The following is a 17,341-nucleotide window of genomic DNA, read 5'->3' as shown; positions in this document are numbered from 1 at the left end:
GTAACTTTATTTTTTTGCAATGTATTTTCACTTTTTCTCGATGTCATTCTACATTGGCACGATGTAGTTTCACTTTTTAGCATTGTTACTTTACTTTCTTCTAATGTAACTTTACATTGTTGCGATGTGATTCCACATTCTTCCGATGTAGTTTTACTTTCTTGCATTGTAACTTTACATTTTTGCATTGTAGTTTTACATTGTTGCGATGTAATTCCACATTCTTGCGATGTAGTTTTACTTTCTTGCGTTGTAACTTTACATTTTTGTCTTGTAGTTTTACATTGTTGTAATGTGATTCCACATTTTTGCTTAGCAAACTTCTATTCTCTTATTACAAAACCTTTTAGAGATTGTTCTTTTTCTAAATCAGATGCGGACTTTGATTGTTCTTTGGAAAATCTCGAAAAAGATCGTTGTATCAAACACCATGTGTAAAAAGATTGCGCAGATAATTTATTATTTTGCATCATAAATTAAAAAAAATGACACCAAAAATACTAGAAAAACTAAAAGAAGTCGAGGAAAAACGGGGCGTAGAGATACTTCTTGCCGTAGAATCCGGAAGCCGGGCTTGGGGTTTTGCTTCACCCGACAGCGATTACGACATACATTTCATATACCAACACGAAAAAGACTGGTATCTTTCGCCGTGGGATAAAGATGAAACCATAGAATTTATGACCGAAGACGATCTGGACGGTTCCGGATGGGATTTAAGGAAAACTTTTCATTTATTGTTGAAGTCGAATGCGGCTCTATTAAGCTGGTTCTACTCTCCTATCGTCTATGTAAAAAATGAAAAATTCTATGAATCATTCAAACCTTTGGCAGATGAATGCTTTTCTCCAATCGCTGTATTTTATCATTACTCAAGCATGAGCAAAAAATATCTGGAAGCCTGCAGAACCGACGAAGTAAAACTGAAATCTTATTTCTACTGCCTTCGAACAACTTTAACAGGAAAATGGATATTAGAAAAAGAAACGGTTCCTCCTGTTTTATTCAGTGAATTATTAGTTTTGGTTGATGATTTTACGAGAACGAAAATAGAAAATTTAATCGCTTTAAAAGTCACAAAAGGAGAATCTTATCATCACCCAAATGACTGGGAACTATTCCGATTTTTAGAAAGCATGATATTGGATAATGAGGAAAGAGCAAAAAGTTTGAAAGGAGGAAGTACGGATAAGGTGAAGATGGAGGAGGTTTTTAGGGAGATATTATTAGATTAAATATTAAATTATGGAATTAGATCACATAAAATCCCAAAACCTCATCCTCTTCGAAGCCATTTCCGGAAGCCGCTCTTTCGGATTGGCCACGGAAAATTCAGATACCGATATTCGCGGAGTGTATTATTTACCGAAAGAAGACTTTTTTGGTTTACATTATATTCCGCAAATTTCCAATGAAACAAACGACATTACATACTACGAAATCGGAAGACTGATTGAATTATTACAGAAAAACAATCCAAATATTTTAGAAATTCTGGCAAGTCCGGAGGACTGTATTTTGCAGAAAAATCCGTTGATGGATTTACTCAAACCTGAAGATTTTCTTTCCAGATTATGCAAAGATACGTTTGCGGGATATGCGGTTTCTCAGATCAAAAAAGCAAAAGGACTCAATAAAAAAATACTAAATCCGATTGATAAAGAAAGAAAATCTATTCTCGATTTTTGTTATATCCTGCAAAATCAAGGCTCAATTCCGTTAAAAAAATGGCTGAAAACATTCCCCTACAATGGAGGACAGGGTGGTTTATTACAGGAGAAATGCGGCTTGGTAAACATCGACAACACCAAAGGAATCTTCGCCCTTTTCTACAACGAATCCGGAGATCTGAATTATAAAGGAATTATCCAACATGAAGAAGCCAATCAGGTTTCTGTTTCATCGGTTCCAAAAGACGAAAAACCGATTGCTTACTTGTTCTGCAACCTTGATGCCTACTCCACATACTGCAAAGATTACCGCGAATATTGGAAATGGGTTTCGGAGCGAAATGAAGACCGTTATAACGTGAATCAACATCACGGACAAAATTACGACAGTAAAAATATGATGCACACCATCCGATTATTGCAGTCTTGTGAGCAGATTTTCAAAACCAATTCACTTAATATTCGTGTTGAAAACCGTGATGAACTATTAGACATCAAAGCCGGAAACTGGCCGTATGAAGCTGTAATGGAGAAAGCAGAAGCCCTGATCAGTTCTATTGAGTATTATCATTCCGTTTCGACACTTCCCGAGTTTCCCGATTTGGAAAAAACAACGAAAGTTTTAATTGAAATCAGAGAGAATCTTTATTAAAACTAATATGTTTGAGTTGTATTTCCCACAAATCGCACGGATTTTCACAGATGATGATGCTGATTTTTTGCCACGAATGGGCGAATTTTTAGCGAATTATTTTTGATAATTATTAAAAAATTAAAATCTGCGTTTTCTGCAAAATCTGCGAGAGCCTAAAAATAAAAAGAGCTTCATTACCATGAAGCTCTTTAGTATATAAAATAGTGTGTATTATTTTACGATTTTAATGTCTATTGCAGAAAAACCTTTTGGAGACTTTTCTTTTTCGTAAGACACTTTATTTCCTTTTTTCACAAGCTCTGTACAGTTGTTGCTGTGGAAGAAAATATTTTCTTTTGATCTATCTTCTGTGATAAATCCGTAGCCTTTTTCGCTGAAAAATGTGATGATTCCAGTTTTTCTTACTTCTTCTTCTTCGATAGGAGCAGCCCCCAACTGGATGTTGTTGATATCAATTTCCTCTCTTTCAGCGTGATCAGGAGGTGTAGAAGTCAACTGCCCGTTGGCATCTACGTACATGATCATGTCATCAAGACTTTTTCCTTTGTTGTTGCTCGTTTTACGCTCTTCACGTTTTAGAGCCTTTTCTTTTGCTTTTTGAACTTTTTTCTTAAAATTTTCTTTTTTAGAGAAAGAATCCGCCATATATTGTTTTAAAATTTAATTGTTATTCTGAATAAAAAACCTTTCGTTTTACCGAAAGCCTAAAAAGGTATCTAAGTCTCCGTATGACTTTAAAAACGAAGTCTATCGGAATTAATAGTAAAATTGTCTGCTGTAAAAGCGAAAACTGATGATAGAAAATAGTAATTTTAAACTATTCCAGAGAAAGCAAAGGCAGAGACCTTTTTAATTATTAATGTACAAATATACGAAAAATTAATCGCCCTCGCAAACATACATCCTTTCAAACTATTGAAATTCAATTTATTTTATCAATTTTTAATATATGATTTAAAAGAAGTCCAAGAATAAATTTTAAAAATAAGATACTCTATAAATCTCTTTTAGTGGGAAAATTCTTTTTCATTTCTTCCTGAACATCACCAGGTAATTCTGTAAAGTTTTTACGCATTAACCAATGATAAACATTTTGTTGACCAATTGTTACAACATAAGCCTGTTGAAATTCCCATCCCAAGGCACCCATATAATTCATGGCATCAACCATAGAATTAAATTTTTTATTGCTGCCGTCTTCATTTTTCACTTTGTTATTCTCGAAAAAAGAAGTTGCCTGACCATAATCAATAGATATAGTCACTTTATTACTTAAAAAACGGGACTCTCCTACAATTTCAGCATAAACGAATTTCGGAGCAATTTGCGCATAAGTAAATAATGTGCAGAATAATGCAATTAAAAATACTATTTTTTTCATAGTTTAAAATTTTGCCGCTAAAGTATAAAAAAGAATATAGAACTTTTTATGGTAAATCATAAAAAGAAAATACCATAACGCCATAAAAAAGCCACCGAACTTCGGTGGCTTTATATATAATTGATTGTGACAATCTTAAGCTTCAGTTGAAGGTTTTTGGTCTCCTGCAGGCTTGTCTCCTTCCGGTCTTCTTTGTCCTTCCGGTCTGTTAGGTCTTTCAGATCTGTTGTTCTGTCCTTCTGGTCTTGGTCCTCTTTGTTCACCTTCTTTTTTCTCAGGTCTTGGCGGTCTTGGCAACAAAACTTTTCTTGAAAGTTTCATTTTCTTACGATCATCGTAACCCATGAACTTCACTTCCACTTCATCACCTTCTGCATAAGGAACTTTGTCTAAACGCGCCCATTCGATCTCAGAAATATGCAGAAGTCCTTCAGTACCTTTAGCAATCGCTACGAAAGCACCGAAATCCATTACTTTCACTACTTTACCTTGATAAACTTCGCCTACAACCGGTACAAAAGTAATTTCGTTAATCTTAGCAACAGCAGCATTGATCTTCTCTCTGTCTGTTCCTGCAATCTCGATACGTCCGATTTCTCCAATTTCTTCAATAGCGATAACGGTATCGGTATCTTTCTGCATTTGTTGAATGATTTTTCCACCAGGCCCGATTACAGCCCCAATGAAGTCTTTCGGAATCTCCATTACCACCATTTTCGGAGCGTGAGGTTTCACATCTTCTCTTGGAGTAGCAATTGTTTCCGTGATTTTATTTAAGATATGCAATCTTCCGTCTCTAGCCTGCATCAAAGCTTTTTCCATGATATCCATAGAAAGTCCCTGGATTTTGATATCCATCTGGCAAGCCGTGATACCGTCTGCAGTACCTGTTACTTTAAAGTCCATATCTCCCAAGTGATCTTCATCACCTAAGATATCAGAAAGTACGGTGAATTTTCCGGATTTTGTATCCGTGATCAATCCCATGGCAATACCGGAAACCGGTTTTGTAATCTGTACACCTGCATCCATTAATGCTAATGTTCCTGCACAAACTGTTGCCATTGAAGACGAACCGTTAGATTCCAAGATATCAGAAACAATTCTGATGGTGTAAGGATTTTCTTCAGGAATTACTGCCTGTAAAGCTCTTTGAGCCAAGTTTCCGTGTCCTACTTCTCTTCTTGAAGTACCTCTTAAAGGTCTTGCTTCACCCGTTGAGAATGGAGGGAAGTTATAATGTAAGAAGAATTTTTCGTCGTGCTGAGTGATTACGCTGTCTACCATGTTCGCATCTTTCACAGAACCAAGTGTAACTGCCGTTAAAGACTGAGTTTCACCTCTTGTAAAGATCGCAGAACCGTGAGCTCCAGGAAGATAATCAATCTCAGACCAGATTGGACGGATCGTTTGAGGATCACGACCATCAAGACGGATATTGTCTTCAAGAATCATCTGACGCATTGCTTCTTTCTCTACATCATGATAATATACTTTTACGAAAGGCGTTACTCTTTCCAATTCTTCTGCATCATCTACATATTGAGCAAGGAATTCTTCACGTACCGCTTTGAATTTTTCTCCTCTTTCTTCTTTTCCGGAAGGAGTTCTTGCTACTTCATATACTTTATCATAAGTTTCTTTCCACACTTTTTCACGAATTTCTTCATCGTGATTTTCGTGAGAATATTCTCTCTTAGGGAAAGCTTTTCCTACTTTTTCTGCTAATCTTTCCTGAGCTTCAATTTGCTTCTTGATTTCAGCATGACCGAAATTAATAGCTTCCAACATTTCCTGCTCAGAAATTTCTTTCATCTCCCCTTCTACCATTACGATGGAGTCTTTAGTAGCTCCCACCATGATATCCAATTCTGAATCTTTTAAAGCTTCATAGCTTGGGTTAATTGCCAATTCTCCGTTGAATCTTACCACTCTTACTTCAGACATTGGTCCGTTGAAAGGAATATCAGTAATAGCAATCGCTGCAGAAGCTGCTAAACCAGCTAAATCATCAGGAATTGTTTGCCCATCATAAGAAATCAAAGAAATCATTACCTGAACTTCCGCATGGAAATCTTCAGGGAAAAGCGGACGTAGAACTCTGTCTACCAAACGCATCGTTAAAATTTCCTGATCAGAAGGTCTTGCTTCTCTACGGAAAAAGTTTCCGGGAATTCTACCACCTGCATAGAATTTTTCTCTGTAATCAACTGTTAAGGGTAAAAAATCTACACCAGGATTGGCTTCTTTATTAGCTACAACAGTTGCTAAAAGCATTGTTCCGCCTAATTTTACTACCACAGATCCATCAGCCTGCTTTGCCAATTTACCTGTTTCAATGGTAATTTCTCTTCCATCTGCAAGAGAAATTGTTTCTGTAAACGCTTGAGGTATACTCATAAATTTTCGTCTATAGTACTCCGTATTGAGTACGATTATTATTTAAACTCTTTAAATTTTCGTTTGCAAAGGTAATATATTATAATGATGTTTTAAATTTTTAGCATTAAAATATAAAAACAGGCCATCTTCGAAGCATCATTTTGATTATTCAAGCTTCATCTGGTCAATCAATTAATATCTCAGTTTGGGAAATACAAACAACAGGCATCAAAATTATTAAGTTGAAAATATTTTACCAATATGGAATTAAAATAATTAAATTATCAAACAAATAACAAAACATTTATGAATGTAAAAAATAAAATTTAACATTAAAAATAAAATAAAGTTTGCATAAAAACACGAACTTCAACTATATTTGCCATGCTTCTTGAAGAATTAGGTTAAAATTATGATTAAAAAATGGCTTAACAAGAAGATTTTCAAACCGTTGTGATGACTTTAATTAAAAAGAGACCTAACAACTCTTTTGCTAAATATGTGTGTTTATGATCAATAATGAAGTAAAATCGCAAGGCCGGAATTACACTATTCCGCTTATTACCATTACTCTTTTATTTTTTATGTGGGGATTCATCACTTGTATGAATGACATCTTGATTCCTTACCTAAAACAGCTCTTTAACTTAAGTTTCTTCGAATCAATGCTCGTGCAGTTTTGTTTCTTCGGAGCTTATTTTATCGGCTCACTGATTTATTTTCTGATTTCGATTTCCCAAGGTGATCCCATCAATAAAGTGGGTTATAAAAAAGGAATTCTTTTCGGAATCGGATTGGCAGCTTTCGGATGTATTCTATTCTATCCGGCGGCCACTTTCTCCTATTATCCTTTATTTTTAGGAGCTCTATTCATCTTAGGGTTAGGGTTTACCGTATTACAGATTACGGCAAACGCTTACGTTTCCCTTTTGGGTTCTGAAGATTCTGCATCGAGTAGATTGAATATGACGCAGGCTTTCAATGCCTTCGGAACTACAATCGCACCGGTTTTGGGAGGTCATTTGATTTTTGAATTTTTCTCTGCAGCAGACGGCTCATTCAGCGCTGTGGCGACAAGAATTCCTTATTTGATCTTCGCAGGAATCCTATTATTGGTAGGTTTATTGATCTCAAGAGTAAAACTACCTTCTTTCCAGATGGACGAAGAAGAAGTAGTAAAAGGTTGGGGAGCATTAAAATACAACCACCTGAAATTTGGGGTTTTCGCCATGTTCTGCTACGTTGGTGGTGAAGTTGCTGTTGGAAGTTTCATTATTAGCTTCCTGGAAGAAACCATGAAATTTAATGAAGCAATCAGTAAAAATTATCTTTCTTTATATTGGGGAGGTGCAATGATCGGGCGTTTCTTAGGCGCCATTTCTTTGAATCATTCGATGAGCCAGGCGAAAAAAGCAATCTTCATGTTGGGAGCGGCAGCTTTGGTATTTTTGGTAATTTTCAGCATTGTAGATCTTACTTTTGCACAGATCAGCTTTTTCTTGGTATTTATCATCCTTAATTTCATTGCCTTCTTCGTTGGAAAAGCAGCTCCGGCGAGAACGTTATCTATTTTTGCAGGAATCAATGTTATTTTATTGATTTCAGCGATGGTTAATCAAGGGGAAATTGCAATGTACAGTATTTTAGGAATCGGAATTTTCAACTCAATTATGTTCTCGAATATCTATACACTGGCTATTTCAGGATTAGGAAAATATACAAGCCAGGGGTCTTCATTGGTCGTGATGGCTATTTTGGGAGGTGCTATTGTTCCTATTTTCCAGGGTTTTTTAGCCGATCATTTTGGAGTTCAGCATTCATTTATTATTCCGGTGGTGTGTTACCTAATGATTTTGATTTTCGGAGCGTATTGCACGAAATACCTGAGTCATGTGGAAGCCGGAGAATCTAAATCCGGACATTAATTAAAAAAAGGAATCTCTTTATTGAGATTTTAAAATATAAAATGAGATGCTTTTTAGTGTCTCATTTTTTTATGAAGAATATTTAATGAAGTTATAACTAGATTTATTCTTCCACGAAGACGGCCATTTAAGGGGCTAAGCACAAAAATTGGGACTAAGCAAAAAGGTTAAAGAATCTGGTTGAAATTTTAATGTTGATTTTTTTTGCTCTCGCAGATTTTGCAAATAATGCAGATTTTTTCCTTTAAATTTTACATATTGAACACGAAGCCTCCCAAAGTTTTAGACTTGATTTCATTTCAGTTACTAATTTTTTTTCTAAACTATGTCCAGATTCCTAAGGAATGGCAGTATAATTTTTGTCTGATCATTAGTAAGGATGACCACCTGCTAGCCCAGATAGAAACGGTTACCCCGCAGCAAGGGATGGAAAAGCTTAGGCGCGAGGAGTAAGAGTGGATAGCTGGAAATAGCTTCTAAAAAAAATAATTTCGGAACTCTGTAAACAAAAAAGCAACCCCTTTCGAGATTGCTTTTATTAGTAAATCTTTGCAGATTATTTTCTTAAACCTAGTTCAGCGATAATAGCTCTGTATCTTGTAATATCTTTTTTCTTAAGATAATCCAATAAGCTTTTTCTCTTACCTACTAATTTAACCAAAGATCTTTCAGTGTTGAAGTCATGACGATTAGACTTCAAGTGCTGAGATAGGTGGTTAATTCTGAAAGTGAAAAGAGCTACCTGTCCTTCAGCGCTTCCTGTGTCCTGTGCAGATTTTCCATGTTTTGCGAAAATTTCTGCTTTTTTTTCTGTTGTTAAGTACATTCCAATATTGTTTAATGATTATTATGTAACGGCTGCAAAATTACAACTATTTTTTGAAATCACAAACATTATTGATTTCATGTATCAAATTTGATAGAAAAAAATGTTAAATATTTCTTAAATAAATTATGGTATCCAACTAAAAGGCAGTAATTTTGCATTCGAATTAGTGATGAGAAAATCTATATCTTTTGTTACGCTTGCTTTATTATTATTTTCGGGAACTGCCCTTCTAAAAGCGCAGAAAAACTCAACCGATAAAATAAAAAAAATCCTATACTTCAATCCCGAGGTAGAACCTGATATTGAGGAAATAAAGGAACCCACTAATCATGCATTTTTCAGTGCCGTTTCAGATAACCTCAGCGAACGAAAAAATAAAATGATCAGGACTGAAACCCAGGTCTCCTTCGATAGCATTGACCCAAAAACCATCATCGATTACAGTACTAACAACGAAGCGGATTTTGTGGTTGTTCCCAAGGTAAAGTATTTTAAAGTGGGTCTTGGAAAGTATGTTTTCTCGAATCAGGTTGTGGTCAGTATGAAGCTTTTTGATGCAGAAGGAAATCTTTTAACCGAAACAGACTACGACACCTATCGGAAGAACATGCGCCTTTTAGGATCTACCAGCAACTCTGTAAAAATCGGAACCAATGGGGCCATTAAGGATATTCTAAAGAAACTCAGAAAAATAAAATCTTCTTCGGAGACAGGTTTTTAGTTTATAGTTTAAAATTAATTTTTTATAACTTTTTCATTTTTCTTTACGTTTTATTTACTTTAAAACTTCTCTTTCCACTTGTATTCACAAGTGTTTCACATTTGCTGTAAATCAAAAAAAACATTGCATAATTCTAAAAATTAATCATTTACATTAAAAATATTTTCATTGACTAGTGAATAATATGGAATTTTTTATTATTTTAGTTCAACATTAAAACTAAATCATATGAAAAATTTAAAGAAGCTTTCACGAAAAGATCAGCAACTGATCAATGGTGGAGCATTGAAAAAATGTAAAAGTAATTCAGAATGCGTCTACGGATGGTGCTGCGGTGGAACCTGTATGGAATTTGCCTGTCTTGAACCTTAAAATCTGAACAATATGAAAAATCTGAAAAAACTTTCCAGAAAAGAACAGGCCGTTATCACCGGCGCTGCCATAGCTAAAAGGTGCAGAACCGACAATGATTGCCTAGGATTATGGTGCTGTGAAGACCGATGTTCCAACATCAGATGTGCAATTAACTAATTCCTGATAAACTATGAAAAACTTAAAGAAATTAAACCGACAACAGCAAAAAGCCATCAACGGTGGCGGAAAAATTGTAAAATGCACTGCAGACGATCAGTGTGACTTTTTCCAATGCTGCAGCTACGGAGTATGTGTGTATTCAGATATTCCGATCTGTACCCTCCTTTCATAACATCCACATGGAACTTTATTTTAAATTTAATTTTTTTGAGCATCCGTTTTTTAGCGGATGTTCTTTATTTATATCCTACAGAAATCTTAAGAAATCCTTAATTTTATGTCAACATTCTCCAATTTTAAAAATTTGCCCTATTTTTGCATATCCTAAAATCTTAACGTTTTGAATTCTAAAGACGAACTTATCTTTAACCCGGCCGATATTGCAGAGACTCTTAGTGAACTTCACGCTGACGAGAGGCTTTTGGCGTTTTTGAAAGTTCCGAAAGAATACAAAGCCGAAGTATTCTCTCACCTTGATCCTGATTTTCAGGAAGAAACTATCAGAAGCATCGGAAGTGACGAGGTTTCAGAAATTCTGAATGCCATGACTCCCGATGACAGGACGGCTCTTTTTGAAGATTTCCCTGATGAACTGATTAAATATTCCATCAACCATCTGAATCCTCAGGAAAGGAGAATTGCCCTTAAACTCTTAGGGTATAATTCAGACTCCATTGCCCGTTTGATGACGCCTTATTATATCCAGATCCGTAAGGAATGGACCATAAAAAGATGTCTTCAGCAGATCAAAAAGGTAGGAAGCAAGGTAGAAACCATGAACTACCTCTACGTTGTCGACGAAAGAAACCGGCTGATTGACGATATCGCCCTGGGAAGTTTACTGTTGGCAGAAGAGGATACTTTAATTTCGGACATAACGGATAATCACTTCGTGGCCATAACAACCACTACCTCAAAAGAAGATGCTGTACAGTATTTCGAAAAATACGACAGAGGCGCTCTCCCTATTGTAACAGAGTCCGGTGTTTTGGTAGGAATTGTTACCATTGATGATATTTTGGATCAGATTGAATCCCAAAACACAGAAGATATCCAGAAATTTGGTGGATTGGAAGCGTTAGATTTACCTTATACCCAGACCTCTCTGGTAGAAATGGTAAAAAAGAGAGGAACATGGCTGATTATTCTTTTCTTCTCTGAAATGCTTACAGCCTCTGCAATGGGCTATTTTGAAGATGAAATTCAGAAAGCTGTTGTGTTGGCTTTATTTGTACCGCTCATCATTTCCAGTGGCGGGAATTCAGGTTCTCAGGCTGCAACCCTTATTATCAGAGCCATGGCGCTTCAGGAAATCGGTTTGAAAGACTGGTGGTACGTGATGAAAAAAGAGATTTTTACAGGGCTTCTTCTCGGTGGAATTCTGGGAGTGATAGGATTTCTTAGAATTATGGTCTGGCATGAAACAGGGTTATTTAACTACGGTATCCATTGGGTATTTGTAGGCCTCAGTGTCGCCGTTTCTCTTGTTCTCATCGTCCTTTGGGGAACCCTTTCCGGCTCGATGGTTCCTTTTATTCTCAAAAAATTAAATCTGGATCCTGCGACATCTTCCGCGCCTTTTGTGGCTACTTTGGTAGATGTTACGGGGCTTATTATTTATTTTTCCGTTGCAGGACTTTTCTTAACAGGTAAATTGCTGTAAATTATTTATTATGACTGATTGTAATCTATCCCACAGCCAAAATATATTGTGGAAAAGAATATTATTTGCATTTTTCAGTCTGACTTTCCTTATTTTACTGCTTATTAAACATGATTTAATCATTGATGATTCATTCATTACCTTTCAGTATTCTAAAAATTTCGCGGAACACTTCAAACCCTGGTATAACCTGGATCCTGAATATCAGGGAAACGGCCAAACCAGTTTACTATGGATGTGGATTCTCGCTTTATTCGCTTTCATACAGATAAAACCTGAAAACTCATTTATCGTTATCAATGCATTAATCGGGCTCTTTCTGATATATAGGCTCATCTCTGCTTTTGATTTCAGAGGAAACATCTTTTCAAAAATCTTTAATATCTCGTTCGGAATTTTTTTTACTGTCTGGCTGTATTTAAATTCAACCCACGGTCTCGAATCTGTTTTGGCTCTTATAATCCTTTATCAATTCCTGATTAAGTTTGACTCGGATAAAAATTACTACAGTATTTTGCTGCCCTTAATCCGCCCGGAATTTGCTGTTTTTCAGATATTTTATATTTTAAATTCAAAAATATTTTCAAAAGATTTTTTCCGGAGATTATGTATTTCTGCTCTTGGCATTTTACTTTTTGCAGGCTTTTATCTGATATTTTTTGACTTTTATATTCCGTTACCGCTGATATTAAAATCTCATCTATCGACCTTCAATATGATGAGTGTCAAAGTATTCATAGGCTATCTTATTGTTTTTTGCCCCATTTTACTTCAGCTTTTCGAAGAGAAAAAATACTTAAAACTCCTGCCTTTATTCATCCTGATTTACTATTACACCTTCCATATCGCCAGCTACTCATCGAGCATTTATATCAGATATTTATTTCCGTTAACAGCTTACTTTTTATTCTTCAGCGCTGAAAAATTTCAGGACAAATGGTCCATCATCAAGAAGATTATCCTTGTGGCTACTGTATTGCGGATGTTCGATCTTTGTACTAATTTTTATGAAAGTATGCAGGGCGTGGAGGTTACAAAAAAAGGGTTTAACACCAGTTATAAAGAATGGACAAAACATCTGACGAAAAAAGACAGGGTTTCTATTATGGATGCCGGTTATGTTGCATACTACTCCCCTTCTTTAACTTATGACGGATACGGACTGAATGACGCAATATTTTTACTGGCATTAAGGAGCAAAGATGCAGATACTTATAAAACTTATTTTAACGGTAAAAATATCAACCAAATCGGCTTAGTCTCCACTTCGGGTGAGAAATTTGTTCCAAGAGGTCTTACCGAAAGTTTTATTTATACTACATTAGACTTGAAAAAACGTGAAATTTTGTATATTTATCCTATGGACGAAGGATTTTATTTATACATATTTAAAACACGCTAATGAAGATAGTCTCTCTCGTTCCTTCCATCACAGAAACTTTATTTGACTTAGGTTTAACCGAAAAGGAAATTATTGGAAGGACAAAATTTTGTATTCATCCCGAAGGAAAAGTAAAAAATGTACCCGTTGTCGGAGGTACAAAAAATATCAACATCGATAAAATAAGGGCGTTAAAACCTGATCTGATTCTTGCCAATAAGGAAGAAAATAATAAAGAACAGGTTGAATCTTTAATGGATGATTGTAAGGTAATTGTGACTAATGTAGAAAATATTGAAGACAATTATTATTTGCTTAAAAACCTTGGGAAGATTTGTAATAAAGAAGAAAAAGCTCAGCTTTTTAATCTTAAGATCTACGAAATTTTAAATGATATTAAAATTAATTCAAAAATAAAAGTAGCTTATCTCATTTGGAAAAATCCTTATATGACAATAGGTTCAGATACTTTTATTCATCAAATTTTGGCAGAAACCGGTTTTGAGAATATTTTTAAAGATAGAAAGCGCTATCCGGAAATTCAGATCAGCGATTTAGCAGCAGCGGATATTATTATGCTGTCTTCAGAGCCTTTTCCATTTAGAGAAAAACATATTGAAGAAATGAAAGACGTTTTTCCTGATAAAAAAATAATCATTGTTGACGGAGAAGCCTTCTCGTGGTACGGAACCCATATCGCGAAATGCCAAAACTATTTCAGGACGCTGATGGCTGAGGTAGATCAATTTCGGTAAGATAGGGCTTCGAGAAATTAATAACGAAGCCTTCTCCTTCTTATCTGAAGGGTGCGGCCTGATTAAGATAAGCGCTAAGCACCTTTAAAAATTAGGGATCAAGTACAAAAGTTGAGGACTAGGCAAAAAAGTTCAGATAATGTAAGATGAAATTTTCTGCGCTCGCAGATTTTGCTAATGATGCAGATCCTTTTCCTTACACTTTAAATATTGAACACAAAGCCACCCCAAGTTTTTTGAAAATTCCCGTTTTAAGGCTCACCAAGCCGTTCTATTGATAAAAGATCTCGAAGATTAAGCAAAAAATACCAGCAGCAGCACCTGTAAAAATCTGTGCGATTTGTGGGAAATAAAAATATTCTTGCATTCGTGGCAAAAAATACATCTAAACAATTTCTCTCCAAGTTTTGAAACTGATCCAAAATTAGTAGTAAATGATTTTGACATTTTTAAGACTAATAATACCTTTGCAGAAAGAAATGTAAATCTGGGGACTGACGATATAAATTCCCAAATAAAAGATGACCAAGCATATAACCGATGATCTATTTTAAACTTCCCTTCGACGAAAAACTCTATTCTACTGACGAAAAAAACGATCAAAATTCCGTACAATTTTATTCATTTGACGGAATCAGGCAGGTGAATTTTAATGGACATATCATCGAAATAAATATTGAAAAGTTTAATAATACAAGTATTACGACTGAGCTATTGCCCAAAGACGACAATCTATTTGAGTCCGAAAAAAAAGAGGAATATCTGAGCCAGCTTGAAAAAGTTATTCAGGTGATTAAGGAAAATCATCTTCCTAAAATGGTGTATTCCCGTAGAAAAATTTTCACCAATTTCAATACAATTGATTTAAAAGCAAGTTTTGATAATATCTGCAAATCTTATCCAAACGCCTTCAGATATATCTTTATTGATGGCGAAAATTCATGGATGGGAGCTTTCTCAGAAGTATTGGGGAAATTCAACCGAAAAACACATGAATTTGAAACTATGAGTCTTGCGGGAACCCTTCCCGTCTATGAAGACTGGTCTGAAAAAGAGATTGAAGAACAAAAACCCGTGTCATCTTATATTAGAAATATTTTAAATAATTATTCTGATCATATTGATGAATCTAAAACTTATGATCATATTTCAGGAAATATTAAACATCTCAGGACGGATTTTACAACAAAAATAAACCCTCAGGATTTAGACAATATTATTAACGATTTGCATCCTACTCCTGCAGTTTGCGGCATTCCAAAAGAATTTTGCAAAGAAAACATTCAGAAGTTCGAAAAATTTGCACGCGAATTGTACTCTGGTTATATTCGAATTGAAAATGAAGATACCATTCAGTATTTTGTGAATTTAAGATGCTCAAAATTGTATCAGAACTCGGTTCATTCTTTCGTTGGCGGTGGTATTACTGCCCAAAGCAATCCCGAAAAAGAATGGACGGAAACTGAACTCAAATCGGAAGCGATTCTGAAAAATTTAGAACTCATTTAAAATTAAAGTATAACCGGGAAAACTCTATTTTTGTATAATAACTAAATGATGAATTATGGATGTTATTTTATTGCTTATATTGCTAATTATATTAATTATTTACATACTTTACACCAATTTTGTAAAACAATATTCAGGAAATATCCCCAAATATAACCAGCCACAACAATATAAGAACAGCTACACATTAAAACTTGAGCTTCAGAAAAAATTTATTGAAAATCAATTGAAAGAGAGTCTAAAAACCAAGACTTTCTGTACGATTTCAAGAGATATAGTCGATAAAGTGCTTGCCGATCTGGAAACTTTTGAAAAGGACAGTGAATATCTGGAAAAAGGAATTACCCTGGCCAGTCTGTCAAAGAAACTTACTACCAATACGGCTTATTTATCGGAGATCATTAATATTTATAAAGGTAAAAATTTTGCTACCTATCTGAATGATTTACGAATAGAATGTGCCATTAACCGTTTGAGTGACGACAGAAAATTCCGTTCCTACAAATTATCTGTAATTGCTGATGAATTGGGCTATAACAATGAACAGGCTTTTACTTTAGCCTTTAAAAAGCGAACGGGAACTCCGCTTTCTGCTTATTTAAAGGAAATGGAAAAACTGAAGGAAAATCCATAAAGGGAATATCGGGCTTTCTCGTTAATTTTATTTCGTCTATTATCAGGTCGCTCCTATCGGAGCTGGATAATGTCAATAGATACAGCGCTATTAACAGTTAGCACCTCTGAATCGTACAGATCGAAGCATTCATTGATCATCATTTATTGAATCAAGTCTAACAGTTTAGGAAAAATTGTTCAGGTGGCTTTTTCCCCACGAATGCACGAATATTTTTATTTCCTACAGATTCAAAGATACTACTGCTATTTTTTTGCTCAATCTTCGTGATCTTTTATCAATAGAACGGCTTTGTGAATCTTAAAAAGGTCGGTTGTCTAACAACTTGGTGAACCTTCGTTTTCAATATGTAAAGTTTAAGCGAACAAATCTGCGTCATTTGAAAAATCTGCGCTAGCAAAAATTAACATTACTATTTCAACTCAGATTCTTTAAACTTTTTAGGATCAGTTTCAAAACTTGGGGAGAAATTGTTTAGATGTATTTTTTTGCCACGAATGCACGAATATTTTTATTTCCCACAGATCGCAGATTTTCAGATGCTGCTGTTTCTGTTGGTTTTTCGCAGAGACGCAAAGATTTTTTTTAATACTTGATGTTTTTAAGGCGCAAGGATTTTATCAAAGATAAAATTGAGGGCAGTATATTATCGCCACGGATACTCGAATATTTTTATTCCCCACAGATCGTGCAGATTTTCAAAGATGCTGCTCTATTTGTTGGTTTTTCGCAAAGCCGCAAAGATATTTTTTAATGCTTTATGTTTTTAAGTCGCAAGGATTTTATCAAAGATAAAATTGAGGGCTGCATATTATCGCCACGGATACTCGAATATTTTTATTCCCCACAGATCGTGCAGATTTAAACAGATGCTGCTCTATTTGTTGGTTTTTCGCAAAGCCGCAAAGATATTTTTTAATGCTTTATGTTTTTAAGTCGCAAGAATTTTATCAAAGATAAAATTGAGGGCTACATATTATCGCCACGGATGCTCGAATATTTTTATTTCCGACAGATCGCCTTTAGATTTTCCACAGATGGTATCGTTGATTTTCTTTGTTTAACCTTTGCGGTCCTTTATAAGTGGAACGGTTTGGTGAGACTTAAAACGGGAGTTGTCAAAAAACTTGGCGGGGCTTCGTGTTCAATATGTAAAGTGTAAGGAAAAGAATCTGCATCATCTGCAAAATCTGCAAAATCTGCGAGAGCAAAAAATCTTACCTTACATTATCTAAACTCTTTTGCCTGGTCCCCAACTTTTGTACTTGATCCACTTTTTACATCCAATAATTTACACCAACA

At 35.1% G+C, this 17,341-nt stretch carries 16 protein-coding genes; 12 read left to right on the top strand and 4 right to left on the bottom strand.

Annotated elements, in window-relative coordinates; genetic code table 11:
* The first annotated feature begins 485 nt into the window (after window positions 1–485).
* Window positions 486–1,235, top strand: coding sequence for a nucleotidyltransferase domain-containing protein (locus tag VUJ46_RS21610; protein ID WP_326982720.1), 750 nt, complete (start codon window positions 486–488; stop codon window positions 1,233–1,235).
* 10 nt (window positions 1,236–1,245) lie between these two features.
* The gene (locus VUJ46_RS21605; RefSeq protein ID WP_326982719.1) at window positions 1,246–2,322 is read left to right on the top strand and encodes a nucleotidyltransferase domain-containing protein; all 1,077 of its coding nucleotides are present in this window, start codon (window positions 1,246–1,248) and stop codon (window positions 2,320–2,322) included.
* A 213-nt stretch (window positions 2,323–2,535) separates the two neighbouring features.
* On the opposite strand, the gene VUJ46_RS21600 is transcribed toward VUJ46_RS21605, so the two are convergent.
* From VUJ46_RS21600 to VUJ46_RS21590, 3 genes are all read right to left on the bottom strand, one after another.
* Complete coding sequence (locus tag VUJ46_RS21600) at window positions 2,536–2,970, bottom strand: cold shock domain-containing protein (RefSeq protein ID WP_326982718.1); 435 nt, start codon at window positions 2,968–2,970, stop codon at window positions 2,536–2,538.
* A 349-nt stretch (window positions 2,971–3,319) separates the two neighbouring features.
* The gene (locus VUJ46_RS21595; protein ID WP_326982717.1) at window positions 3,320–3,706 is read right to left on the bottom strand and encodes a hypothetical protein; all 387 of its coding nucleotides are present in this window, start codon (window positions 3,704–3,706) and stop codon (window positions 3,320–3,322) included.
* A 135-nt stretch (window positions 3,707–3,841) separates the two neighbouring features.
* Window positions 3,842–6,106, bottom strand: coding sequence for a polyribonucleotide nucleotidyltransferase (locus VUJ46_RS21590; RefSeq protein ID WP_326982716.1), 2,265 nt, complete (start codon window positions 6,104–6,106; stop codon window positions 3,842–3,844).
* 491 nt (window positions 6,107–6,597) lie between these two features.
* Between VUJ46_RS21590 and VUJ46_RS21585 the strand changes: the two genes are divergently transcribed.
* Complete coding sequence (locus tag VUJ46_RS21585) at window positions 6,598–8,013, top strand: sugar MFS transporter (protein ID WP_326982715.1); 1,416 nt, start codon at window positions 6,598–6,600, stop codon at window positions 8,011–8,013.
* Window positions 8,014–8,569: 556 nt separating this feature from the next.
* On the opposite strand, the gene rpsO is transcribed toward VUJ46_RS21585, so the two are convergent.
* Entirely contained in the window at window positions 8,570–8,839 is a 270-nt protein-coding gene (gene rpsO, locus VUJ46_RS21580) for a 30S ribosomal protein S15 (RefSeq protein WP_326982714.1), read from the bottom strand.
* A 172-nt stretch (window positions 8,840–9,011) separates the two neighbouring features.
* Between rpsO and VUJ46_RS21575 the strand changes: the two genes are divergently transcribed.
* From VUJ46_RS21575 to VUJ46_RS21540, 9 genes are all read left to right on the top strand, one after another.
* Window positions 9,012–9,563, top strand: a complete 552-nt coding sequence (locus VUJ46_RS21575) for a pyruvate decarboxylase (RefSeq protein WP_326982713.1) — start codon at window positions 9,012–9,014, stop codon at window positions 9,561–9,563.
* A 228-nt stretch (window positions 9,564–9,791) separates the two neighbouring features.
* On the top strand, window positions 9,792–9,935 hold the full coding sequence (locus VUJ46_RS21570; protein ID WP_326982712.1) for a bacteriocin-like protein: 144 nt from the start codon (window positions 9,792–9,794) through the stop codon (window positions 9,933–9,935).
* Window positions 9,936–9,947: 12 nt separating this feature from the next.
* Window positions 9,948–10,094, top strand: a complete 147-nt coding sequence (locus tag VUJ46_RS23025) for a bacteriocin-like protein (protein ID WP_442784936.1) — start codon at window positions 9,948–9,950, stop codon at window positions 10,092–10,094.
* A 13-nt stretch (window positions 10,095–10,107) separates the two neighbouring features.
* Complete coding sequence (locus VUJ46_RS21565; protein ID WP_267406431.1) at window positions 10,108–10,269, top strand: bacteriocin-like protein; 162 nt, start codon at window positions 10,108–10,110, stop codon at window positions 10,267–10,269.
* Window positions 10,270–10,437: 168 nt separating this feature from the next.
* Complete coding sequence (gene mgtE, locus VUJ46_RS21560) at window positions 10,438–11,760, top strand: magnesium transporter (RefSeq protein ID WP_326982711.1); 1,323 nt, start codon at window positions 10,438–10,440, stop codon at window positions 11,758–11,760.
* 10 nt (window positions 11,761–11,770) lie between these two features.
* Entirely contained in the window at window positions 11,771–13,162 is a 1,392-nt protein-coding gene (locus tag VUJ46_RS21555; RefSeq protein WP_326982710.1) for a hypothetical protein, read from the top strand.
* Window positions 13,162–13,896: an ABC transporter substrate-binding protein gene (locus VUJ46_RS21550; protein ID WP_326982709.1), complete on the top strand. Its 735-nt coding sequence runs from the start codon at window positions 13,162–13,164 to the stop codon at window positions 13,894–13,896. The genes VUJ46_RS21555 and VUJ46_RS21550 overlap by 1 nt, the downstream gene beginning before the upstream one ends.
* 540 nt (window positions 13,897–14,436) lie before the next feature.
* Window positions 14,437–15,405, top strand: coding sequence for a chorismate-binding protein (locus VUJ46_RS21545; protein WP_326982708.1), 969 nt, complete (start codon window positions 14,437–14,439; stop codon window positions 15,403–15,405).
* Window positions 15,406–15,460: 55 nt separating this feature from the next.
* Complete coding sequence (locus tag VUJ46_RS21540) at window positions 15,461–16,039, top strand: helix-turn-helix domain-containing protein (protein WP_326982707.1); 579 nt, start codon at window positions 15,461–15,463, stop codon at window positions 16,037–16,039.
* Window positions 16,040–17,341 lie beyond the last annotated feature (1,302 nt).

The sequence above is a fragment of the Chryseobacterium sp. MYb264 genome (genome assembly GCF_035974275.1).
GTDB lineage: Bacteria > Bacteroidota > Bacteroidia > Flavobacteriales > Weeksellaceae > Chryseobacterium.
The sequence above is the reverse complement of the archived record's forward strand: the minus strand, read 5'-3'. Positions and strand labels throughout refer to the sequence as shown.